Here is a 21,121-nt window from a genome sequence, read left to right on the forward strand (position 1 = left end):
GAGACCGCGGGAGACCGGCGCGGAACCGGTGGGCGGGAGGACGGACCGCGTTCCGCGGAACGCGACGTCGGCCCGCCCACCCGGCATCCACGCCCGGACCGGGCCTGCGCCTTCGTGACCGGCCCGGTCAGCGCGTCGCCTGGACGGTGACGCCCAGTGGCACATCGGGGAGGCCGTCGGTCACGTGCCACTCGCCGTCGTCGTCCTCGGCCATCCGGCCGGGCAGGGCCTCCCAGGGGACGGCCCGGTGCTCGGTGAGACCGGACAGCGTCGGTCACTGGTCGAGGAGCGCGGTGACGACCTCCCCGAGGCCGTGGTTCCACTCGTGGGATCGGCGACGAGTGCGTCCACGCCGTAGTCGGGGCTCTGCGCGCGCAGCGGGGCGCGGTCGTCCCAGGAGGCGCGGTCGAGGGAGAGCGAACGGTCCGCCCGCCCAGCAGAGCACGGGCGGGCCGCGGGGACGACCGGTTTCCGGCCCCGGTAGACAGGGCCGATGCGCTGGTACGCCGAACGCCCCGACCGGATCGCCCGCCAGGTCGTCGCCGACGTCGTCGCGCTGCTGTGGACGGTCCTCGCCGTCACCGCCGGCGTGGCCGTGCACGACGGGCTGTCCGCGCTGCGTGGGCCCGGAGACTCGCTGGTCGCCGCGGGCGGACGGGTCTCCGACACCTTCACCGGCGTCGCCGGGGCGGTCGGTTCGATCCCGTTCATCGGGTCCGACCTGGCCCGCGCGCTGGATCCGGCCGCGGGGGCGGGCACCGAGCTCGTCGCGGCGGGGCGGGAGTTCGGCGACGCCGTCGGCACCCTCGCGACGGGGGCGCTGGTCGTCGTCCCGCTGGTGATGCTGCTGCCGGTGCTGCTCGGCTGGCTGCCGCTGCGGCTGCGCTACGCCCGGCGGGCCGGTGCCGCCGTCGCGGCGCGGACCGCCGCGCCGGACCTGCTGGCCGTGCGGGCGCTGTCCCGGGTGCCGGTGTCACGGCTGGTCCGGGTCGCGCCGGACCCGGCGACGGCCTGGCGGTCGGGGGACCCGGCGGTCGTCGCGGCGCTGGCCGCGCTGGAGCTGTCGGACCTGGGTCTGCACGCCCGTCCGCACGACTGAGCGATGCGGCGCCCGCGGTCGCGGTCGCGCGGGTGTGGCGGCCGGTGGGCGGAACGGGGTGCGAAGCTGTCGCTCATGCCGCTGTTCGCTCTGGAGGGCCTCTCCCCCACCGTGCACCCGGACGCCTTCGTCGCTCCGACCGCGACGCTCGTCGGGGACGTGCGCGTCGAGGAGGGCGCCTCGATCTGGTACAACGCCGTGCTCCGCGCCGACCTGGGGCCGATCGTCGTGCGCGCCGGCGCCAACGTGCAGGACGGGTCGGTGCTGCACGGCGGCGACGACCCGGTCACCGAGATCGGCGAGGGCGCCACGATCGGGCACCTGTGCGTGGTGCACGGCGCCGTGATCGGGGCGCGCGCGGTCGTCGGGAACGGCAGCACCGTGCAGGACGGTGCCCGGATCGGCCAGGGCGCGATGGTCGCCGCCGGGTCGACGGTCGCGCCGAACTCCGAGCTGGCCGCCGACCGGCTGATGCTCGGCTCCGCGGCGAAGGAGCACGGCGAGCTGACCGAGCAGGCCCGCTGGTGGGTGCGGACCAACCCGGACTTCTACCGCGCCCTGGCCCGGCGGCACGCCGACGGCGTCGCCCCCGCCTGAGCCCTCCCGATACGGTCCGGTGCGTTCCGCGGAACGCACCCGGACATCGGTCCTCAGTCCTCGCGGTCGGGCGAGCTCGCCTGTGCCCGGTAGCGGCGCGGGATCCGACCGGCGTGCCGGGCGTCCCAGCCCGCCTCCACCCCGCGGCGCATCGCGCGGGCCATCCGCTCCGGGTCGGCGGCACGGGTGACGGCGGTGGCGAGCAGGACCGCGTCGCAGCCCAGCTCCATCGCCAGCGCCGCCTCCGAGGCGGTGCCGATCCCGGCGTCGAGCACGACCGGCACGCCCGCGGCGGCCACGATCATCTCGATGTTGTGCGGGTTGCGGATGCCCAGCCCGGTCCCGATCGGCGAGCCGAGCGGCATGACCGCGGCGCACCCGATCTGCTCCAGGCGACGGGCGAGGACCGGGTCGTCGTTGGTGTAGGGCAGCACGGTGAAGCCGTCGTCGACGAGCTGCTCGGCGGCGTCGAGGAGCTCGACCGGGTCGGGCAGCAGCGTCGTCTCGTCGGCGACGACCTCCAGCTTCACCAGGTCGGTCTCCATCGCCTCGCGCGCGATCCGCGCCGTGAGCACCGCCTCGGCGGCGGTCCGGCAGCCGGCAGTGTTGGGCAGCACGGCGATCCCGAGGCGGCGCAGCAGGTCCAGCAGCCCGGTCCCGCCCGCGACGTCGACACGGCGCAGCGCCACCGTCGTCAGCTCGGTGCCGGACGCGACCAGCGCCCGCTCCAGGATCTCCAGGTTCGCGGCACCACCGGTGCCCATCACCAGCCGCGAGTCGAACAGGTGGTCCCCGAACGCGAGCTTGTCGGTCTGCACTGCCATGCTCATCCTCCCTGTACCGCGGTCAGTACCTCGACCCGCGCGCCGTCGGCGGGGCGGTGCCCCGCCCACGACGTGCGCGGCACGACCTCCCCGTCCACAGCGACGGCGATCCCCCGCTCCGGCAGCCCGGCCTCGGCCAGGATCCGGGCGAGGTCGGCGCCGTCATCGACGTCGCGGTGCTCGCCGTTCAGCACGATCCGCATCAGTGGTTCCCCTCCTCGCGTGCCCCGGCGGCGGCCGGGGCGAACCGTCGCGGATCCGCCGCGCGGACCGGTCCCGGTACGTCGTCGCCGCGCAGCACCGCCGCGACGGCCGCCGCGGTCACCGGTACCAGCAGCATCCCGTTGCGGCCGTGCCCGGTGGCCGCGACCAGCCCGTCGGGCCCGGTGCGCCCGATCAGCGGCAGGTTGTCCCGGCTGCCCGGCCGCAGTCCGGCGGCGGTCTCGGTCAGGGCGTACTCGGCGATGCCGGGCAGGATCCGCTCCGCGTCGCGCAGCAGGTCGCGCACCCCACCGACGGTGACGTCGGTGTCGAAGCCGTTCTCGGCGGTCGTCGCGCCGATCACGAGGTCGCCGTACCCGGGCAGCGTCCGCGGCACGGCGTACACCGGGCGCCCGTCGACGAGCGCCCGCACCGTCCGCGACGGCGGCGGCAGGGCACCGGCGCGGCGGGTCAGCCGCAGGATCTCGCCCTTCACCGGGCGGACCAGCCCGTCGAGCACCGGGTGCAGCGACGACGAGTGCGCCCCCGCCGCGACGACGACCGCGTCCGCCGCGATCTCGGTCCCGTCCGCGAGCCGCACGCCGGTGACACGGGCGCCGTCGTCGAGCACGCGCGCGACCCCGCGGTCGGAGACGACGACCCCGGCCCGTCCGGCCGCGGTCGCCAGTGCGGCGAGCAGCCGCCGGTTGTCCACCGACGGGTCGTCGGGCACCGAGAGGCCGCCACGGACCTCCGGGCCCAGCGCGGGTTCGAGCCGGCGCAGCTCGCAACCGGTCAGCCGGTGCACGTCCCGGCCGAGGGACTCCAGGTAGTCCGCGAGCGCGGTCAGCTCGGCGCGGTCCCCCGACCCGGTCGCGGCGACGACGGTGCCCTCCGGGTGCAGCCCGGCGTCGGTGCCGGCGTCGGCGGACAGGGCCGCGGCGAACTCCGGCCAGCGTGCGACCGAGTCCAGCCCGAGGGCGAGGAGATCCTCCTCGCCGGGCCAGGCCTCGGTGACCGGGGCGAGCATCCCGCCGGCCACCCAGGACGCGCCGCGACCGGGGGCCGGGTCGAACACCGTCACCGACCAGCCGTCGCGGGCCGCCGCGCGGGCGACGGACAGGCCGACGGCCCCCGCACCCGCGACGACCAGCTTTCCGGCACTCGCGCTCATGGGATCCACCTCACTCCCTGCGCCGGCATGACCCGGATCAGGTTCGACGGTCGGGACCGCGTCGCGGGTCCCCTCTCAGCCCGCTGCCCGGGCTCCCGTGGTTCGTCGTCGTCCGGGGCCCAGGCTACGCCGTAGCCTGCGAGCCGTGTCCGACACCGATACCCGTCCCGGCACCGGCGACACCCGTCGCGCCCGGCTCGACGGCCTCACCGACGCCCGTCTCTACCTGTGCACCGACGCCCGCACCGCGCGCGGTGACCTGGCGGAGTTCGCCGACGCCGCGCTCGCCGGCGGGGTCGACATCGTCCAGCTGCGGGACAAGGGCGGGCCCGACGGGCCGCTGGAGGCGAGCGCCGAGCTCGCCGCACTGGAGGTGCTCGCCGACGCCTGCCGCCGGCACGGCGCGCTGCTCGCGGTGAACGACCGCGCCGACGTCGCGCTCGCCGCGGGCGCCGACGTGCTGCACCTCGGGCAGGACGACCTGCCGGTGGCGTGGGCGCGCCGGGTCGTCGGCGACGACGTGCTCATCGGCCGGTCCTCGCACAGCCCCGCCGAGACCCTGAGCGCCGCCGACGAGGACGGCGTGGACTACTTCTGCGTGGGCCCGTGCTGGCCGACCCCGACCAAGCCGGGACGTCCGGCCCCCGGCCTGGACCTGGTGCGCACGGTCGCCGGACGGGCCCCGGCGCGGCCGTGGTTCGCGATCGGGGGCATCGACGGCGACCGCCTGGACGAGGTCCTCGACGCCGGTGCGGACCGGATCGTCGTCGTCCGGGCGATCACCGAGGCCGAGGACCCGCGTGCGGCCGCGGGGGCGCTGCGGGCCCGCCTGCGCTGAGCCCGCCCGCGCCGGGCCCCGCCCGCGCTCGAACCGCCCGCGCTCGAACCGGCCGCGCTCGGACCGGCCGCGCTCGGGCCGGCCGCGCTCGGACCGGCCCCGCGGCGCCGGGTTCCGGCGCCGCGGCGCGCAGGTCAGTTCTGCGTGCCGGAACCCTGGTCGCCCGAGCCCTGGCCGCCGGGGTCCTGCCCGCCCGAGTCCTGGCCCGACTGGCCGGAGCCCGGCTGCTGGGTCGGCAGGACCCGGTTCAGCCCGTCCTGCAGCGGGTTCGACGAGCCCGAGCCGTCCTGACCGGAGTCCCGGTCACGGGTGCCGGTCGACGACTCCGACGTGCTGGTGCCCGACTCCTCGGTGGAGGTCGAGCTCGACGACGACGTCGACGCGTCGCCTCCGGAGCCCTCGCCCCGGTCGTTCTCCTGTTGGGTGGCGGGAGCACCGCCGCGGACGACGTTGCTCACCGAGGTCCCGGACGAACCGGACAGCGACGAGCCCTTCACGAACTCGATGCCCGAGATCAGGAACATCGACACCGCGAAGGTGACGACGCCGAGCACCGCGGACACGATGACCGTCTTGCGGGTGACCCGGACCCGGCGGAACCGGCTGCGGCCCGCTCCGGCAGCGCGGGTGGTGCCGCCGGGTGTCTGCCACGGGTCCAGCAGCACCGTCTCCTCGCCGGTGGGCCCGGCGAGACCGTGGCCGGCACCGTTCTGCGCGGCGACCGCGGTGCCCTCGGCGACGCCCTTGCCGCGCCGGGTCGCCTTGTCCTTCAGCTCGAGTGCCTTGTCCTTGCTGACCTCGAGCGAGCGGGTGAACAGCGTGGTGGCCAGCGTCGAGATGATCGAGCCGAGCGCCGCGCCGATCACCGTGCCGACCGCGCCGAGGAACGAGCCGAGCACCGCCGTGACGATCGCCGCGCCGGCGCCGGCTGCGATCTTCGTCGGGCTGAGGTCGGCCTTGAGGCCGCTCGCCTTCGTGGTGTCCGACGAGCCGTCACCGGACCCGCCCGAGCCCCCGGCCCCACCGGGTCCGTTCGGTCCGCCGCCGACCGGGCCCACCGGACCGCCGGGACCGGCCGCGCGGGTCGTGTCCGACGCGGGCAGCACCCGGGTGCGCGGACGCCCGCCGGGCGGGGTCCCGTCCGGCACGCCCGGCCCGGGTACGAACGGGCTCACCGGACGGCCACCGGGCGGGGTCTGCGTGGTCCGGCCGCGGACGGTGCCCGACGGCGGCTGCGGGTCCCGGCCGCCGTGCGTGCGGGGCGGATGCGCGGTGCGCTGCCGGGGCAGCCGCGGAGCGTCGGGGGCGGCCACCGGGCGACCGGCGCCGGGTCGGGGAGCGGACGGCTGGGCGGGGGGACGGGCCGGGCCGGGGACGCCACGGGGGGCGTCGCCGAAGCCGGGCTCCGGGGGGCGCTGGTGTGGCATGGCTCCTTGCAGTGATCGTCGGTGCGGCGGCTCGCCCCGGGGGAACGTCCGGGAGGCCACGATTGCGCCGGACGATCACCCGAAGTGGTGACCTTCACACGACCGAGCAAAGGTCACGGGAAGATCACGATTCTAGCGCTACGAGGTGTCAGACCCTGTCACCGGGGGTGACGGATGCCCGGGTGATCGGCCGGCAGCGCCGTACGCAGCAACGGCCACGACACGAGCACGCTCAGCCCGACCAGCACCGGGCTCAGCACGGTCCGCGCGACACCCAGGAGCACGACCTGGTCGGCCGCCCACAACGGGAGGAACACCGACAGTCGTAGGACGTACTGCGTCACCCACGCCCAGGACGCCCGCTGGTACCCGCGGAGCAGGTCCGGGTCGCGCCGCCACCTCGTGCGCTGTCCCAGCAGCCCGCCGACGACGACCCCCAGCAACGGCCACCGCACGACGATCGAGATCGCCCAGGCCAGCGCGCTGCCGGCGTTGGACACGATCTGGACCAGGAAGAAGTCCGACGCCCGCCCGGTCGCCAGCGCGATCCCGGCCGCGACGACGACCCCGGCCAGCCCGAACAGCACCGCCCGCGGCCGGCGGCCCCGGTACAGCCGCCACCCTGCCACCGCGGCCCCCGCGACGATCGCCGCGCCGGCCCCCCAGTTGATCGGGAACGCCGACCCCGCCGCCCCCGCGACCACCCAGGCGAGCACGAACGCGACCACCGGTATCGAGGCGTCCACGGCACCGGCCCGGCCACCGAGCAGTTCGGCGAGCTTCGGGTCCTCCCGGGATGCGGTGTGCGGGGCGCGATCGGACGTCACCCCGCTGAGGGTGCCCTATCCCGCACGCCGGGTCGACGGGATCCGGTTGGCGGACAGCCCGGAACAGGGTGATCATCGGCGTAACATCGGACATCGTTGCGGTGAACAACAGACAAGGCACGCGGAGGACCGGGGACGAGAGGGGGCCGTGCCGATGCACCAGCAGACGCACGCACAGCACCGGAGCTACGTCGCGATCGGCGACAGTTTCACCGAGGGGCTCGACGACCTCACCCCCGACGGCCGGGCCCGCGGCTGGGCCGACCGCGTCGCCGAGACCCTCGCCCACCGCCGCCCGGGCTTCGGCTACGCCAACCTCGCCGTGCGCGGGAAGATCCTCGACGAGATCGTCGCCGAGCAACTCCCGGTCGCCGAACGGATGCGCCCCGACCTGATCACCTTCTGCGCGGGCGGCAACGACATCATCGGCTGGTCGTGCGACGTCGACGACCTCGCCGCCCGCTTCGACGCCGCGCTCGGCAGGCTGGTCGCAACCGGCGCCGAGGTGCTCATCTTCACCGGCTTCGACCTGCGCCGGATGCACCCGTTCATCCGCAGGCTGCGCGGCCGGATCGCCTGCTACAACGAGGACATGCGGGCCGCCGCCGAACGGCACGGCTGCCGCGTCGTCGACCTGTGGGCGATGGAGTGCCTCGCCGACCCCCGGGCCTGGGGGCCGGACCGGCTGCACCTGGTCCCGCACGCGCACGAACGGGTCGCCTGGCGGGTGCTGGAGACCCTCGGCGAGCAGGCCCCGGACTGGCGCGGGCCGTGGCCGGAGCCCGAGGGCGGGCCGACCCCCTGGACCGCGCGCCAGGCCGAGGACCTGCGGTGGGTCACCCACCACGTGATGCCGTACCTGCGCAAGCGGCTGCGCGGCACGCACACGTGGGACGGCTACCGGCCCAAGCGCCCGGAGCTCTTACCCCTCCAGGACGCCTGAGCGCGGACGCTCAGCGGACCGGGGACCGGTCCCGGGCCGCGATGTGGGACGGACGTGGCCGCGGGGCCGAGAACGGCGCCACGCATTCGTTCTCGACGCTGTTGAACACCAGGAAGATGTTCGACCGCGGGTACGGGGTGATGTTGTCGCCCGACCCGTGCATGCAGTTGGAGTCGAAGAACGTGGCGCCGCCCGCCTCGCCGGTCATCATCTCGATGCCGTGCCGCTGGGCCAGCTTCGAGATGGACTCCGCGTCCGGGGTGCCGATCTCCTGCTCCTTCAGCGACGTCAGGTGGTAGTCCTCCGGGGTCTCCCCGACACACGACACGAAGGTCCGGTGCGACCCCGGCATGATCATCAGGCAGCCGTTGAACGGGTGGTTGTCGGTCAGCGAGATCGAGCAGCTGACCGCACGCGGGCCGGGCATCCCGTCCTCGGCGTGCCAGGTCTCGAAGTCGGAGTGCCAGAAGAACCCCCCGCCACCGAGCCCGGGCTTGTAGTTGATCCGGCTCTGGTGCACGTACACGTCGGAGCCGAGGATCTGGCGGGCCCGGGAGAGCACCCGCTCGTCGCGCACCAGCCGGCCGATCGCCTCGGACATCCGGTGGACCTCGAAGATCGAGCGGACCTCGTCCGAGGACTTCTCGACGATGCAGCGCTCGTCGGCGCGGACCTCGGGATCGTGGGCGAGCCGGTCCAGCTCGGCCTGGTACTCCACGATCTCGTCGGCCGTCAGCAGCCCCGGCACCTGCACGAAGCCGTCGCGCTCGTGCGCCTCCAGTTCCTGGGCGCCGAACATGCCGGTGCTCGCCCTCGAGCCCCACACGGTGGGCTCGGCGCGGTCGATGAAGGCGGGGGTGTTCGAGACGCGCGTCGGGTAGCGGTCCCCGGCTGCACGCACGAGACGCGGTTCGTCGTTACCGACCAGTGCGGTCATGGACCCTCCTGTGAGTCGCTGTGGGTTCGGTGTCCCTTCGGATGGACGTCGTGTGAACGACCGCGAGGGGCGTTCCCGCTGTCACACAGCGGAAACACCCCTCGCGGTGTCGATCCCGGTACGGAGCCCTCAGTCCTCCGTGACCAGCGGGTACACGCCGTTCTCGTCGTGCACCTCACGACCGGTCACCGGCGGGTTGAACACGCACACGCAGGTGATCTCGGTCTTCGGGCGGAGCTGGTGCTTCTCGTTGCCGTTCAGCACGTAGATCGAGCCCGGCTTGAGCTGGTACGTGACGTCGTTGTCCTTGTCGTACAGCTCGCCCTCACCGGAGGTGATGAAGACGGCCTCGATGTGGTTCGCGTACCAGAAGTCGTTGATCGTCCCGGCCTTCAGCGTGGTCTCGTGGACCGAGAACCCCACCTTGTCGTTGGCCAGGACGATGCGCTTGCTGCGCCACTGCTGGTCCTCGGAGACCACGTCACGCTCGGTGTCGGTGATCTCGTCGATGGTGCGGACGATCATGGTTGTGGATCAGCTCCCGATGACGGTCTTGACGGACTCGCCGATGATCGCAAGACCTTCGTCGAGTTCGTCGTCGGTGGTCGTGAGCGGCGCCAGGAGCTTGAGCACCTCGTCGTTCGGACCGGCGGTCTCCAGCAGCAGCCGCTGCTCGAAGGCCTTCGAGGCCACCTTCTCGGCGAACCCCTCCCCCTCGAACTGGATGCCCCGCGCCATCCCACGACCCTTGGTGAACATCTCGGTGCCCTGGTTGTCACCGATGATCTTGTTGAAGGCCTCCTCGACCTTCTCACCCTTGCGCAGCGTCTCCTTCTCCAGCGTGTCGTCGGTCCACCAGTTGCGCAGCGTGTGCGTGGCGGTGACGAACGCGGGGTTGTTGCCGCGGAAGGTGCCGTTGTGCTCGCCCGGGCCCCACTGGTCGTACTCGGGCTTGATCAGCACGAGCGCCATCGGGAGGCCGTAGCCGGAGATGGACTTCGAGATCGTGACGATGTCGGGCTCGATGCCCGCGATCTCGAAGGAGAAGAACGGGCCGGTCCGGCCGCAGCCCATCTGCACGTCGTCGACGATCATCAGGATGCCCTTGCGGGTGCACAGGTCCCGCAGACCCTGCAGCCACTCGATGCGCGCCGGGTTGAGGCCGCCCTCGCCCTGCACGGTCTCGACGATCACCGCGGCCGGCTCGTTGAGGCTGGAGCCGGTGTCGTCGAGGACCTTCTCGAACCACAGGAAGTCGGGCATCTTGCCGTCGAAGTAGTTGTCGAACGGCATCGGCGTCGAGTGGACCAGCGGGATGCCGGCACCGCCGCGCTTCATCGAGTTGCCGGTGACCGACAGGGCGCCCAGTGTCATGCCGTGGAAGGCGTTCGTGAAGTTGATCAGCGCCTCCCGGCCGCTGATCTTGCGCGCGAGCTTCAGCGCCGACTCGACGGCGTTGGCGCCGGTCGGGCCGGGGAACTGCACCTTGTACTCCAGGCCACGCGGCTTGAGGATGACGTCCTCGAACGTGGTCAGGAACTCGCCCTTGGCCGAGGTGTACATGTCCAGCCCGTGGGTGATGCCGTCACGGGTCAGGTACTCGATCAGCGGCTTCTTGAGCACCTCGGGGTTGTGCCCGTAGTTCAGGGCTCCTGCGCCACCGAAGAAGTCGAGGTAGGAGTGGCCGTCGACGTCGGTCAGACGGCTGCCCTTCGCCGTGTCGAAGACGACGGGCCAGTTGCGGCAGTAGCTCCGGACCTGGGACTCGAGATCCTCGAAAACGGTCATGTGTTCCCACCCTTGTCTGCTGCGATCGGGCCGATGAGATAGAGGTTCTCCGGCTCGTGCTCGTCACCGAGCAGGTCCGGACCGAAGAGGTCCTCCCGCTCGATCGTCATGTCGTGGCGCTCCGCGAACTTCGTGAACAGGCGGATCGAGGAGGCGTTGTCCGGCGTGATGGTGGTCTCCATCCGCTCGGCGCCCGCCTGGTCCCAGACGGCGTCCAGCATCCGGCCGGCGAGCCCCGCACCGCGTGCCACCGGATCGACGCACACCTGCCAGATGAGCAGGGCGCCGTTCTCGGGGCGCAGGTAGCCGGTCACGTAGCCGACGGCGCGGCCATCGTCGCGCCGGGCGATGACCGAGGTGCGCGCGAAGTCGCGGCACCACAGGACGTAGGCGTAGCGGGAGTTCGCGTCCAGCGTCCGCGCCTCCACCGCCAGCCGCCACATGTCCACCCCGTCGGCCGGGACCGGGGAGCCGATCTCGTACGAATGGTCACCGTCGGCGTCGGCCGCCGGGGCGGGCGCGCCGGTCGCGGCGTCCCCGTCCGGAGCCGTGGACGCCCGAGGAGGAGCCTGTTCGGGAGCGGTCATGGCTGGCAAGGTTAGTGCCGCCCGGCGCGGGTCGCAGCCGCTGACGACCGGCGGCCGACCTCGACGCCACGATCGACGTGACCGGTGCCACAGGATGATCCGGAACCATGCGACCGGGTGTCCGCCCAGGAAGACACCGTGATCACCGGCCGTCCGGCGGGTCCCGGAACGGACCGGCCGGACCCGTCGGGGGCACGGACGTGGCCCTCGCCACGCTCCGCGACCACCCGCCCGCACGTTCGGCCAATCGTGCGGATGCACTTGCATCTGCACCGCTGCGGGGTGAGGATGGTTATTCCGTCGAATCGTGCCCGGAGGAGCTGCCGTGTCGGTGACACCCGCCAGTACGCGCCCCGTGGCCGTGGTGACCGCGCCGGACGAGGAGCAGACCGTCACGGTCACCTGCGCCCGCGACAGCCGCAGCCACGTCGTGGCGCAGGCGGTGCTGGCCGACTCGCTCACCGCCGGAACCGGACACTGCACCGCGCTCTGCGGGCACGTGGTGCTGCCGGCGTCGCTGGCCTCCCCACCCGGGGACGGCTGCCTGCTGTGTGCCGAGACCTCCGGGGCCGGGCGCCGCGCCCGCCGCCGCGGACGGATCGGTTTCGGGCGCTCGGCCCGCGCCGCCTCCTGAGCGCCGCCGCCGACCGCCGACCACACAGCCGGTCCGTTCCCCCACCGCCGGCCGGGCCCCGACCCGCGCCGGTGGCTCCCTCGCCTGCCACCGGTCCGGTCCCGCCGGCGGATCAGCGCCCGCCGGACACGTCCAGCACGGCGCCGGTGACGTAACTGGCCTCGTCCGACAGGAGCCAGGCGATCGCCGTCGCCACCTCGTCGGGGTGGCCGGCACGGCCCATCGGGATCGACGGCGCCATCCGCTCGATCCGCCCCGGCTCACCGGCCCGGGCGTGGAAGTCGGTGTCGAGCAGGCCCGGTCGTACGGCCGCCACCCGGATCCCGTCCGCGGCGACCTCCTTCGCGAGCCCGACGACGAGCGCCTCCACCCCGGCCTTCGCCGCCGCGTAGTCGTTCCACTCGTCGGGCGAGCCCAGCACCGCCGCGCGGGAGCTGACGTGCACGAGCACACCACCCGCCCCGCCGTAGCGGGTCGACATGCGGTGCACCGCCTCGCGTGAGCAGAGCAGGGCCGCGCGCAGGTTGAGCGCGACGACCTCGTCGATCCGGGCGTCGCTCATGTCCTCGAGACGCTGCCGCGAGGGAGCTCCGCCGGCGTTCGCGACCACGCCCGTCAGCGGCGAGGGCATGGCCGCCGCAGCGTCGAACAGGCGCTCGACGCCCTCGGTGCGGGTGACGTCCGCTGCGACCGCGTCGGCGTGCACCCCGGCCGCCCGGCACTCCGCGACGACGGCCGCGGCGTCCTGCGGTGAGGCCCGGTGCCCGACGAGGACGTCCTGGCCGCGGGCAGCCAGCAGCCGGGCGGTGGCCGCGCCGACCCCGCGGCTGGCCCCCGTCACGAGCACCGTCATGCGTCGTCCGTCCTGCGGTGTCAGGCCCGGTGGGCCTCGGGACCGGGCTCCGGACGAGCGGTGCCCTCCGGCGTCCCCGGCTGCCGGGTACCGGGGTCACGGACCTCGGTGTCGGCACGGGGGGCGCCGCCGGGGCCGATCTCCCCGGGGCGCTCGTCGTCGCGCAGGCCGCGCATCTCGCTCTTCAGGATCCGGCTGGACCGGCCGACCGACCGCGCCATCTCCGGCAGCTTCTTCGCGCCGAAGAGCAGGACCAGCACGACCAGCACGATCAACCAGTGGGTGGGGCTCATAGCGCCCATGACAGCCTCCTCGCTCGTCGACCGGATCAACGAACCATCCTCCGCCGGGGTTCTCCCGCGCAAGAACAGCCTCCCACGGCACACGGAAACTGATCGCTCGGTCACTCACCGTTGATCCGGCGACCTCGAACGGGTTTGGATGACGGTGACACCGTGGGCGGCACCGGCGCTGCCCGGGGACGAAGGAGCTGATCCGTGCAGCCGACCGCACTCGCGGCCCCGCAGGAGCTCGACCCGGTCGACCTGACCCGCTATCCGGTGCACGAACCGGGCTCGTCCGGGTGGGAGGACGCGGTGCGCCGGGCCCGCGCCCAGCTCGCCGCCGACGGCTGCGCGGTGCTCCCCGGGTTCGTCCGGGCGTCGTGGCGGGACCGGCTGCGGACCGAGGGCGAGGCGGTCGCTCCGCTGGCGCACTACGAGACCGCCGTGGTCAACGTCTACAACACCGACCCCGACCCCTCGCTGCCCGCCGACCACCCGGCGCGGGTGCCGATGGAGCGGGGCAACGCCTTCGTCGCCCGCGACCGGATCCCGGCGGCCGCGGTGATCCACCGCCTGTACCCGCAGCCCGCCTTCCGCGCCTTCCTCGCCGCCTGCACCGGCGTACCCGAGCTGCACGAGCTGGCCGACCCACTGGCCGGGCTGTGCCTGAACGTCGTCGGCGACGGCCGGTCGCACCCCTGGCACTTCGACACCAACGAGATCGCGATCAGCCTGCTCACCCGCGCGCCGGAGGCCGGCGGGGTCTTCGAGTACTGCCCGGACATCCGCAGCTCCTCCTCGGAGAACACCGCCGACGTCGCCGAGGTCCTGCACGGCAGGGGCGGCGACCGCGTCCGACGGCTGGTGCTGCGTCCCGGCGACCTGCAGCTGTTCCGCGGCCGGTACTCGCTGCACCGGGTGACCGAGGTGCGCGGCGACACCGCCCGGCACACGGCGATCTTCTCCTACAGCACGCGCACCGGGGTGGTCGGCAGCGCGGTCCGCACCCGCCAGCTGTTCGGCAGGACACTGTCCGAACACGGGGGGTCGCGCGCCGTGCGTGTCGACGGGCTGCTGGACTGATGGCCGTGACCACCACGTTCGCGGCCGACGACGACCTGCCGAAGGTGCCGCTCCCGACCCTGTCCGCCTCGGTCGACCGCTTCCTCGAGTGGTGCGCGCCGCTGCTCACCCCCGACGAGTACGCCCGCACCGAGTCCGCCGCCCGAGAGCTGCTCGCCGAGGGCGGCCCCGCGTCGGTGCTCCAGGCCGATCTCGAGCGCTTCGACGCCCGTGCCCACAGCTGGCTGGACGCGTTCTGGCCGTCGCGCTACCTGGGCCGGCGCGACCGGATCGCGCTCAACGCGAACTTCTTCTTCCTGTTCGGGCCGGGATCGACCACGGACCCGTGCGAGCGGGCCGCGCAGCTCACCGTCGCCGCCCTCGGGCACAAGACCGAACTCGACGCCGGGACGTTCCCGCCGCTGGTCAACCGCGACGTGGCGCAGTCGATGGACCAGAGCCGCCACATCTTCTCCACCACCCGCATCCCGGGCGACCCCCAGGACACCGTCCGCACCCCCTACAGCGACGACTGGCCGGGCCCGTCCACCGAGCGGCACGTCGTGGTGCTGCACCGTGGCCGGATCCACCGCCTCGACGTGGTCGGCGCCGACGGCGCCGCGCACCCCGCCGAGGAGATCGCCGGCGCCCTGCGGGAGATCCGGGAGTCCCACCCCGAGCGGGCCGCCACCGGTGACGCGGTCGGCGCGCTGACCACCCTGGCCCGCGCCGAGTGGGCCGCGGTGCGGGACCGGCTGACCGGGCTGGACCCGGCCAACGCCGAGGCCGTCGACCTCGTGGAGCGGGCGCTGCTCGCGATCTGTCTCGACGAGACCGACCCCGCCGACGAGGAGTCCGCCGCGCGGACCCTGCTGGCCGGGGACGCCGGTGACCGGTGGTTCGACAAGGCGCTGTCGATCGTCGTGCTCGCCGACGGCACCGCCGGGGTCAACATCGAGCACTGCGAGCTCGACGGCACCACCGTCCTCACCCTGGTCGACGCGATGTTCGCCGACCCGCTGCAGGTGCACGCCGAGCGGATCGGGGCCCGCCCGCAGGGCGTCCCGTCGCACGCCGAGCTGCGGTTCGTCCTCGACGACGACCTGCGCGCCACCGTGGCCCGCGCGCACGACGAGTTCTCCGCGTTCCTCGACGCCACCGCCACCGAGCTCGTCGCCTTCGACGACTTCGGCGCACGCGACGCGAAGGCTCTGAAGTGCTCCCCGGACGCCTTCGTGCAGGCCTGCTACCAGGTCGCGCACCGGCGGGCGAAGGGCGTCACCGGGGCCACCTACGAGTCGATCGCGACCCGGCAGTTCCGGCGTGGACGCACCGAGGCGATGCGGGTGATCACGCCGGAGATGGTGACCTTCGTCGACACCATGGGGGACCCGCAGGCCTCCGACGCCGACAAGGTCGACACCTTCCGGGCCGCCGCCGCGGCGCACGGCGCCCGCGCGAAGCAGTGCCAGCAGGGCGACGCGCCCGAGCAGCACCTGTGGGAGCTGGACTGGATCCGGCGCCGTCGCGGGGCGGAGCTGGGCGTCACCGAGCAGCTCGCGGTGTTCGACTCCCCCGGCTGGACGATCATGCGCGACGACTGGCTGTCGACCAGCTCCGCGCCGTCGGACAACATCCGGTACTTCGGGTTCGGCTCGACCAGCTCGCGCTGCATCGGGGTGGCCTACGTGCTGCTGCCCGACCGCTTCCACGTGCACCTGTCCACGCCGGCCGACCAGGCCGAGGGGATGCACGCCTTCGCCCGGGAGCTGCGGACGGCGGTGACCGAGCTGCGGAACCTGCTTGCCTGAGCGGGTTCACTGGTGGGATGGAGCGCGTCCTCGTCACCGGCAGTTCCGGCCACCTCGGTGAGGCGCTGGTCCGCACGCTGGCCGGCGACGGGGTGCCCGTCGTCGGTCTGGACCGGCGGCCCTCGCCGTGGACCGCGGTCATCGCGTCGCTGACCGACCGCGACGCCCTGCGGTCGGCGCTGCGCGGGGTCAGCCACGTGCTGCACACCGCGACGCTGCACAAGCCGCACGTCGGCTCGCACAGCAGGCAGGACTTCGTCGGCACGAACGTGTCGGGCACCCTCGCGGTGCTGGAGGAGTCCGCCGCGGCGGGGGTGCAGGGCGTGGTGTTCACGTCTTCGACCAGCGCCTTCGGCCGCGCGCTGACCCCGGTGCCGGGCGGGCCCGCGACCTGGATCGACGAGACCGTGGTGCCCCGGGTCCGCAACGTCTACGGCGCCACCAAGACCGCCGCCGAGGACCTGTGCGAGCTGGCCGCGCTGGACCCGGGGCTGCCGGTGGTGGTGCTGCGGACCTCGCGGTTCTTCCCCGAGGCCGACGACCGCGACGAGGTCCGCGCCGCCCACGACGACACCACGCTCAAGCTGGTGGAGTTCTGCCACCGGCGGGTCGACGTCGCCGACGTCGTGTCCGCGCACCTGGCCGCGGCCCGGCGGGCGCCCGGGCTCGGGTTCGCCCGCTACGTGGTCAGCGCACCGCCGCCGTTCCACCGGTCCGATCTCGCCGAGCTGGGCCGCGACCCGGCCGCGGTGCTGGAGCGGCGGGCCCCGGCGCTGGCCGCGCTGCTGGCCGACCGCGGCCGGCCGGTCCCGCCGGTGGACCGGGTGTACTGCCCGGGCCGGGCGGTCGCCGAGCTCGGCTGGACCCCGGTCTGGGACGTCGACGCCGTCGTCGCGCGGGTGCGTGACGGCGGGCCGCCGCGCAGCCCGCTGGCCGACGCCGTCGGGGCGAAGGGGTACCACGATTCCCCGACCGGGGTGTACACCCGGTGATTTCACCTCGCCGGACCGGGTGACTGTAGGTCGTCAGGGCTAACGCCGTGGGTACGACCGGCGGTAGAGGTGACACAGCACGTGTCGCCGACCGTGACGCCGTACCCCGGAGGTCCTGCCATGACCGGCCCGCAGCACCGACCCAGCCCCGGCCCGCGCGGTGCCGACGCCGACCGCGCCCGGCCGTCGCCGCGACCGCGGCACGGGTTCGACGACCACGAGTTCCCCGAGGACTCCTACCAGGGCGGCTACCCGGACCTGCGGCCGTCGCGGCCGGTGGAGCGGGCGACGCCCACCGACCCGGAGGGCTTCGGCGAGCTGTACGGCGGGACCGGTCCGCAGCCGACCGTGGGGCGGGGCGGGTACGCCGCACCGATGCGCTACGAGGGCTACGGCGCCCCCGTGCCGGCGGGCGGGTCGCAGCCGGGCGGCGACGACCTCGACGACGGCGGGTACGGCCCGTACGGCCGGGCCGCGCACCGCCAGTCCGAGGAGCCGGTCACCCCGACCCGGGCCGCCTACGGCGAGTACGGCGACCCCGGGTCCCGCGGCGGGACCGCGATCGACGGCGGCCCGCCCTACCCCCGCCCCACCGGCTCCGGGTACGGGCGCGCGCGGGCCCCGGAGGAGGACGAGCCGGTCCGCCCGGCCGTCCCGTACGACGACCCGGACCACGTCGCGGACCACGAGGACCTGCCCCGGGACGAGGTCGTCGGGGCCGGGCCGCTCGCCGCCGCCACGTCCGGCCACGACTCCGGCGACGACCGGGCCGGGCACGAACGGCCCGGGTACGGCGAGGGCGGCGGGACCGCGGTCGTCGAGCGCTCCGCCGTCGGGACCGGCGCCGGGGCGGTGCCCGCGCCGCGTCCGCCGTCGGAGTCCGGCGGCCGTCGTCCGGCGACGGTGGCCGAGGCCGCCGCGGCCCGGTTCGGTGCGACCGGACGGTCCGCCGACACGGCGGCGGCCGCACCGGCCGTCGAGGCGACCGGGCCGGTGACCACGACGCCACGCGCGGCCGCCCCCGCCACGGCCGCCGCGCCGGTGCGGGTCGCGAAGGACCCGACCGCGCTCACCGTGCTGCGGGTCCTCACCTACGTGCTGGTGTCGCTGTCCTGCCTGGTCTTCCTGGCCGGGGTGGTCTACGGGCTCGTGGTGTACCTGGAGTTGCGCTCGGCGCTGGGCACGTCACCGCTGTTCGGGGGCGGCACGCCGTTCGGGAGCTGGTGAGGGCGCCGGGCGTGGCTCACGGCTCCGCGAGCCACGCCCAGGACAGCGGCGGGAGGTGGGCCCGCCCGCCCTCGGTGCGGACCGGCCCGTCCGAGGACAGCACCGTGTCCAGGCCGGTGACCAGGGCGGCGTCGACCGAGGCGGGCCGGTCGGCGACGTTGACCAGCCCGACGAAGCGGCCGCCGCGCGGGTGCCGCCGCGTCCACCCGAGCACCGCCGGGTCGTCGAGCACGGGCACCTCCACCGGCGCCGACGCGTGCAGCGCGGGCAGCTCGGCCCGCACCGCGGCGAACCCGGTCAGCGCACCGAACACCCGCCCCTCGACGGTGTCCGGGTCGTAGCGGCGGGCGAACGCGGCCTCGTCCATCGGGGGCCGGTGCATCCAGCGGTTGTCCGCGGCGCGCTCGGGGTCGGCGCGGTAGCCGGTGTCGTTGGCCAGGGCCAGCTCGTCGCCCATGTAGAGCAGGGGGATGCCGCCCCAGCCGTAGACGACGGCGTGCGCGAGCAGCAGGCGTCGCACTCCCGCGTCGAGGGCGGCGGGGTCGTGGCGGGCGCGGGCGTCGTCGATGCCGCAGAGCGCGGCGGCGCTGCCGGAGATGCGGGCGTCCCCGGTGTCCGGGTCCTCCTGGAACAGGGCGCCGCGGGCGAAGCTGCCCGGGAAGCGTCCGGCGAAGAAGTCGTTGAGGAACCGCCGGTGCGACGGGCCGTCCCAGCCGACGGCGGCGGCGTCGACGTCGGAGACGGCCCAGCCGATGTCGTCGTGGCAGCGGACGTAGGTCGCCCACGCCGTCGTCGGCGGGGCGGGGGTCATGCGGCGCAGCGCGTGCGCGGCGAGGCGGGCGTCGCGGGTGGCCAGGCTCGACCACACCATCACCATGAGCTGGTTGTGGTAGGCCAGCTCGCACTCGGGGCGGTAGCGGTCGTGCGCGCCGAGGTAGCCGACGAGGTCGTCGGGCGCGACGATCGCCTCCGCCTTGAAGACCACGGCCGGGGCCGCGATCCGGGTGAGCGCGTGCAGCGCCTGCAGCACGTCGTGGGCCTCGGGCTGGTTCTGGCAGTTCGTGCCGAGCCGCTTGCCGAGGAACGGTGCCGCGTCCATCCGCAGGACCTCGACCCCGCGCCCGGCCAGGGTGAACACGGTGCCGAGCATCGCGGCGAACACCTCGGGACAGGTCCAGTCCAGGTCCCACTGGTAGTCCCAGAACGTCGTCCACACCCAGCCGCCGTCGCCGCCGTTCGCCCCGGGCACCCAGCTGAACGATCCGGGGGCGCGGTCGGGGAAGACGTCGGGGATCGTCGCCTCCCAGGCGTCGGGCATCTCCCGGTCCGGGTAGGCGGTGTAGAAGCCGGCGTAGCGCGGGTCGCCGGCGAGCCAGCCGCGCGCCCACGGGTGCTCGGCGGCGGTGTGGTTGAGGACGAGGTCCACGCACAGGCTCATGCCGCGCTCGCGCAGCGCCCCGGCGAGGGACTCCAGGTCGTCCATCGTGCCCAGCCGCGGGTCGACGGCGGTGTAGTCGGCGACGGCGTAGCCGCCGTCGTTCTCGCCGTCGCGCGGCCTGAGCAGCGGCATCAGGTGCAGGTACCGCACGCCCAGGTCGGACAGGTGGTCCAGGCGGGTGCGGATGCCGCGCAGGGTGCCCGCGAAGCGGTCGGTGTAGGCGACGTAGCCGACGGTGCGGGGGTCCTGGAACCAGTCGCCGTCGACCTCGCGGCGGCGGTCGAGCTCGCGCAGCGCCTGCGGGCGGGCGGCCGCGGCGGCCAGCGCGGCGCGCACCAGCCGGGCGGTCAGCCCGCCCGGGTCGGCGACGGCGCCGTAGAGGGCCTCCAGCGGCAGGTGCGCATCGGCGTACCAACGTTCGGTGCGGGCGAGGAACCCCGCCGCCTCGACCGCGCCGAGCGCGGCGACCGCCTCCCGGGACAGCTGCGGGAGCAGGTCGTGCAGGGCGGCCCGGGCCCGGCGGCGACGCTCCGAGTCGGGCCGGGCGCGGACGGCGTCGCCCGCAGCGGTCGTGCTGATCACCGCGCCATCCTGCCGAACGGCGCCGCCGCTGTCAGGTGCGCGCCGGCACCTGCCGCAGCCGGGCGACGGAACCGGCCGGGCCGCCCGCAGCGCGACGGTGGAGTCGGCGTCCGGGTCGTCGGTGGGGCTGCGGCCGGTGCCGCGCGGGTCGAACGTCACGACGGTGTGGTCGGCGGCCATCGCGTCGGCGAGCGGGCCGAAGCCCTCGGCACCCATCGGCGAGCCGACGAGCACGAGCAGCGGGCCGGTGCCACGGACGTCGAAGGTGATGCGGGCGTCCGGGCGGTCCAGCAGATCCGTGGTCACGACGGTGCCCCCTCGCGGGCGGTGTCGCGGTGTCGACCGTCGACGGGCACCGGACTCCTCGCCGTACCGTGGGAGGCACTCCGACAGAACGGACGAAGCCCCCGTGAAGACCCGCGTCGCCCCGGTGCTGGGCGTGCTCCTCGTGCTGGCCCTGCTCGTCGGCGGTCTGGCCTGGTTCGCCGGAAGCCGCGGGTTCACCCCCGACGACCTGCGCGAGCTGGTCGACCCGCCGCCGCCGGAGCAGTGCGACCAGCCGGACCCGACGACGTCGGGCTGTCTCACCCCGTCCGCGCTGCGCCTGCACGACGCCCTCGTCGGGCGGTTCGGCGAGCCGGGTCCGGGGGCGCCGGTGCGGGCGGTCACGTGCTGGTCGGAGCACGCGTGGAACCCGTCGAGCGACCACCCCGCGGGCCGGGCGTGCGACGCGTTCCCCGCCCGCTACGGCGAGTTCCCCGCCGGGCAGGACCTGGAGGACGGCTGGGCGGTCGCGAACTGGGCGCGCGACAACGCCGCCGAGCTGCGGGTCCGCTACGTGATCTGGCAGGGCCGGATCTGGTACCGCGGCACCGGGGACTCCGGGGAGGGCCGGGAGAACTGGGGCCGGCCCTACGACGGCGGCGGGGTGTACGACCCGGAGGACGCCACCGGCGGGCACTACGACCACGTCCACGTCAGCGTCCGCCGGTGAGC

At 74.6% G+C, this 21,121-nt stretch carries 22 protein-coding genes and 1 riboswitch; of the genes, 10 read left to right on the forward strand and 12 right to left on the reverse strand.

Annotated elements, in window-relative coordinates:
* Positions 1 to 493: 493 nt before the first annotated feature.
* Positions 494 to 1,099: a hypothetical protein gene (locus ATL51_RS14245; protein WP_100878862.1), complete on the forward strand. Its 606-nt coding sequence runs from the start codon at positions 494 to 496 to the stop codon at positions 1,097 to 1,099.
* Between the two features lie 75 nt (positions 1,100 to 1,174).
* Entirely contained in the window at positions 1,175 to 1,696 is a 522-nt protein-coding gene (locus ATL51_RS14250) for a gamma carbonic anhydrase family protein (RefSeq protein ID WP_100880711.1), read from the forward strand.
* 53 nt (positions 1,697 to 1,749) lie between these two features.
* On the opposite strand, the gene thiG is transcribed toward ATL51_RS14250, so the two are convergent.
* The 3 genes from thiG to thiO all read right to left on the reverse strand — a co-directional run bounded on the left by thiG (position 1,750) and on the right by thiO (position 3,895).
* Positions 1,750 to 2,520, reverse strand: a complete 771-nt coding sequence (thiG, locus tag ATL51_RS14255; protein ID WP_100878863.1) for a thiazole synthase — start codon at positions 2,518 to 2,520, stop codon at positions 1,750 to 1,752.
* Positions 2,521 to 2,522: 2 nt separating this feature from the next.
* Positions 2,523 to 2,723 carry a sulfur carrier protein ThiS gene (thiS, locus tag ATL51_RS14260; RefSeq protein WP_062398305.1) on the reverse strand — a complete coding sequence of 67 codons (201 nt, stop codon included), beginning with the start codon at positions 2,721 to 2,723 and terminating at the stop codon, positions 2,523 to 2,525.
* The gene (gene thiO, locus ATL51_RS14265; RefSeq protein ID WP_100878864.1) at positions 2,723 to 3,895 is read right to left on the reverse strand and encodes a glycine oxidase ThiO; all 1,173 of its coding nucleotides are present in this window, start codon (positions 3,893 to 3,895) and stop codon (positions 2,723 to 2,725) included. Before thiO ends, thiS begins: the two co-directional genes overlap by 1 nt.
* Positions 3,893 to 4,001, reverse strand: a riboswitch (TPP riboswitch). (Overlaps the previous gene by 3 nt.)
* Positions 4,002 to 4,031: 30 nt before the next feature.
* Here thiO and thiE point away from each other — a divergent pair.
* Positions 4,032 to 4,733, forward strand: a complete 702-nt coding sequence (thiE, locus tag ATL51_RS14270; RefSeq protein ID WP_392567402.1) for a thiamine phosphate synthase — start codon at positions 4,032 to 4,034, stop codon at positions 4,731 to 4,733.
* 134 nt (positions 4,734 to 4,867) lie between these two features.
* Here the strand turns inward: thiE and ATL51_RS14275 are convergent, their stop codons facing one another.
* Positions 4,868 to 6,160 carry a hypothetical protein gene (locus ATL51_RS14275; protein ID WP_167410002.1) on the reverse strand — a complete coding sequence of 431 codons (1,293 nt, stop codon included), beginning with the start codon at positions 6,158 to 6,160 and terminating at the stop codon, positions 4,868 to 4,870.
* A gap of 158 nt (positions 6,161 to 6,318) precedes the next feature.
* Positions 6,319 to 6,987: a DUF3159 domain-containing protein gene (locus tag ATL51_RS14280; protein WP_100878867.1), complete on the reverse strand. Its 669-nt coding sequence runs from the start codon at positions 6,985 to 6,987 to the stop codon at positions 6,319 to 6,321.
* Positions 6,988 to 7,141: 154 nt separating this feature from the next.
* On the opposite strand from ATL51_RS14280, the gene ATL51_RS14285 reads away from it, so the two are divergent.
* Positions 7,142 to 7,930 (forward strand): SGNH/GDSL hydrolase family protein, encoded by a 789-nt coding sequence (locus ATL51_RS14285; protein ID WP_100880712.1) that lies wholly within the window; start codon positions 7,142 to 7,144, stop codon positions 7,928 to 7,930.
* A gap of 10 nt (positions 7,931 to 7,940) precedes the next feature.
* Here ATL51_RS14285 and thpD read toward each other — a convergent pair whose 3' ends face one another.
* The 4 genes from thpD to ectA all read right to left on the reverse strand — a co-directional run bounded on the left by thpD (position 7,941) and on the right by ectA (position 11,242).
* Positions 7,941 to 8,867, reverse strand: coding sequence for an ectoine hydroxylase (gene thpD / locus ATL51_RS14290; protein WP_100878868.1), 927 nt, complete (start codon positions 8,865 to 8,867; stop codon positions 7,941 to 7,943).
* 129 nt (positions 8,868 to 8,996) lie between these two features.
* Positions 8,997 to 9,392, reverse strand: coding sequence for an ectoine synthase (locus ATL51_RS14295; protein ID WP_062398314.1), 396 nt, complete (start codon positions 9,390 to 9,392; stop codon positions 8,997 to 8,999).
* Positions 9,393 to 9,401: 9 nt separating this feature from the next.
* Positions 9,402 to 10,655 carry a diaminobutyrate--2-oxoglutarate transaminase gene (gene ectB, locus ATL51_RS14300; RefSeq protein ID WP_100878869.1) on the reverse strand — a complete coding sequence of 418 codons (1,254 nt, stop codon included), beginning with the start codon at positions 10,653 to 10,655 and terminating at the stop codon, positions 9,402 to 9,404.
* Complete coding sequence (gene ectA / locus ATL51_RS14305; RefSeq protein ID WP_100878870.1) at positions 10,652 to 11,242, reverse strand: diaminobutyrate acetyltransferase; 591 nt, start codon at positions 11,240 to 11,242, stop codon at positions 10,652 to 10,654. Before ectA ends, ectB begins: the two co-directional genes overlap by 4 nt.
* Before the next feature lie 325 nt (positions 11,243 to 11,567).
* Here ectA and ATL51_RS14310 point away from each other — a divergent pair, with 325 nt between their 5' ends.
* Positions 11,568 to 11,876, forward strand: coding sequence for a hypothetical protein (locus ATL51_RS14310; protein WP_157818361.1), 309 nt, complete (start codon positions 11,568 to 11,570; stop codon positions 11,874 to 11,876).
* A 112-nt stretch (positions 11,877 to 11,988) separates the two neighbouring features.
* Here the strand turns inward: ATL51_RS14310 and ATL51_RS14315 are convergent, their stop codons facing one another.
* Complete coding sequence (locus ATL51_RS14315) at positions 11,989 to 12,729, reverse strand: SDR family oxidoreductase (protein WP_100878872.1); 741 nt, start codon at positions 12,727 to 12,729, stop codon at positions 11,989 to 11,991.
* Positions 12,730 to 12,749: 20 nt separating this feature from the next.
* Complete coding sequence (tatA, locus tag ATL51_RS14320) at positions 12,750 to 13,031, reverse strand: Sec-independent protein translocase subunit TatA (RefSeq protein ID WP_100878873.1); 282 nt, start codon at positions 13,029 to 13,031, stop codon at positions 12,750 to 12,752.
* A gap of 195 nt (positions 13,032 to 13,226) precedes the next feature.
* Here tatA and ATL51_RS14325 point away from each other — a divergent pair, with 195 nt between their 5' ends.
* The 4 genes from ATL51_RS14325 to ATL51_RS14340 all read left to right on the forward strand — a co-directional run bounded on the left by ATL51_RS14325 (position 13,227) and on the right by ATL51_RS14340 (position 18,105).
* A complete protein-coding gene (locus tag ATL51_RS14325) occupies positions 13,227 to 14,096 on the forward strand; it encodes a HalD/BesD family halogenase (RefSeq protein ID WP_100878874.1) in 870 nt (289 codons plus the stop codon).
* Positions 14,096 to 15,886 (forward strand): choline/carnitine O-acyltransferase, encoded by a 1,791-nt coding sequence (locus ATL51_RS14330; protein WP_100878875.1) that lies wholly within the window; start codon positions 14,096 to 14,098, stop codon positions 15,884 to 15,886. Before ATL51_RS14325 ends, ATL51_RS14330 begins: the two co-directional genes overlap by 1 nt.
* Before the next feature lie 17 nt (positions 15,887 to 15,903).
* A complete protein-coding gene (locus ATL51_RS14335; RefSeq protein ID WP_100878876.1) occupies positions 15,904 to 16,878 on the forward strand; it encodes an NAD-dependent epimerase/dehydratase family protein in 975 nt (324 codons plus the stop codon).
* Between the two features lie 120 nt (positions 16,879 to 16,998).
* On the forward strand, positions 16,999 to 18,105 hold the full coding sequence (locus ATL51_RS14340; protein WP_100878877.1) for a hypothetical protein: 1,107 nt from the start codon (positions 16,999 to 17,001) through the stop codon (positions 18,103 to 18,105).
* Positions 18,106 to 18,121: 16 nt separating this feature from the next.
* Here ATL51_RS14340 and ATL51_RS14345 read toward each other — a convergent pair whose 3' ends face one another.
* A complete protein-coding gene (locus ATL51_RS14345) occupies positions 18,122 to 20,431 on the reverse strand; it encodes an alpha-amylase family protein (protein WP_208622986.1) in 2,310 nt (769 codons plus the stop codon).
* A gap of 103 nt (positions 20,432 to 20,534) precedes the next feature.
* Here ATL51_RS14345 and ATL51_RS14350 point away from each other — a divergent pair, with 103 nt between their 5' ends.
* Positions 20,535 to 21,119, forward strand: coding sequence for a hypothetical protein (locus ATL51_RS14350; protein WP_100878878.1), 585 nt, complete (start codon positions 20,535 to 20,537; stop codon positions 21,117 to 21,119).
* Positions 21,120 to 21,121: the final 2 nt, after the last annotated feature.

This window comes from Pseudonocardia alni, assembly GCF_002813375.1.
Taxonomy (GTDB): Bacteria; Actinomycetota; Actinomycetes; order Mycobacteriales; family Pseudonocardiaceae; genus Pseudonocardia; species Pseudonocardia alni.

What these genes read in the sequence shown, in the direction of transcription:
- ATL51_RS14275 (WP_167410002.1), bottom strand. Translation starts at nt 6,160, where the DNA reads ATGCCACACCAGCGCCCCCCGGAGCCCGGCTTCGGCGACGCCCCCCGT.
- thiO (WP_100878864.1), bottom strand. Translation starts at nt 3,895, where the DNA reads ATGAGCGCGAGTGCCGGAAAGCTGGTCGTCGCGGGTGCGGGGGCCGTC.
- thiS (WP_062398305.1), bottom strand. Translation starts at nt 2,723, where the DNA reads ATGCGGATCGTGCTGAACGGCGAGCACCGCGACGTCGATGACGGCGCC.
- thpD (WP_100878868.1), bottom strand. Translation starts at nt 8,867, where the DNA reads ATGACCGCACTGGTCGGTAACGACGAACCGCGTCTCGTGCGTGCAGCC.
- ATL51_RS14295 (WP_062398314.1), bottom strand. Translation starts at nt 9,392, where the DNA reads ATGATCGTCCGCACCATCGACGAGATCACCGACACCGAGCGTGACGTG.
- thiG (WP_100878863.1), bottom strand. Translation starts at nt 2,520, where the DNA reads ATGGCAGTGCAGACCGACAAGCTCGCGTTCGGGGACCACCTGTTCGAC.
- ectB (WP_100878869.1), bottom strand. Translation starts at nt 10,655, where the DNA reads ATGACCGTTTTCGAGGATCTCGAGTCCCAGGTCCGGAGCTACTGCCGC.
- ATL51_RS14340 (WP_100878877.1), top strand. Translation starts at nt 16,999, where the DNA reads ATGACCGGCCCGCAGCACCGACCCAGCCCCGGCCCGCGCGGTGCCGAC.
- ATL51_RS14315 (WP_100878872.1), bottom strand. Translation starts at nt 12,729, where the DNA reads ATGACGGTGCTCGTGACGGGGGCCAGCCGCGGGGTCGGCGCGGCCACC.
- ATL51_RS14250 (WP_100880711.1), top strand. Translation starts at nt 1,175, where the DNA reads ATGCCGCTGTTCGCTCTGGAGGGCCTCTCCCCCACCGTGCACCCGGAC.
- tatA (WP_100878873.1), bottom strand. Translation starts at nt 13,031, where the DNA reads ATGGGCGCTATGAGCCCCACCCACTGGTTGATCGTGCTGGTCGTGCTG.
- ATL51_RS14330 (WP_100878875.1), top strand. Translation starts at nt 14,096, where the DNA reads ATGGCCGTGACCACCACGTTCGCGGCCGACGACGACCTGCCGAAGGTG.
- ATL51_RS14335 (WP_100878876.1), top strand. Translation starts at nt 15,904, where the DNA reads ATGGAGCGCGTCCTCGTCACCGGCAGTTCCGGCCACCTCGGTGAGGCG.
- ATL51_RS14245 (WP_100878862.1), top strand. Translation starts at nt 494, where the DNA reads ATGCGCTGGTACGCCGAACGCCCCGACCGGATCGCCCGCCAGGTCGTC.
- ATL51_RS14285 (WP_100880712.1), top strand. Translation starts at nt 7,142, where the DNA reads ATGCACCAGCAGACGCACGCACAGCACCGGAGCTACGTCGCGATCGGC.
- ectA (WP_100878870.1), bottom strand. Translation starts at nt 11,242, where the DNA reads ATGACCGCTCCCGAACAGGCTCCTCCTCGGGCGTCCACGGCTCCGGAC.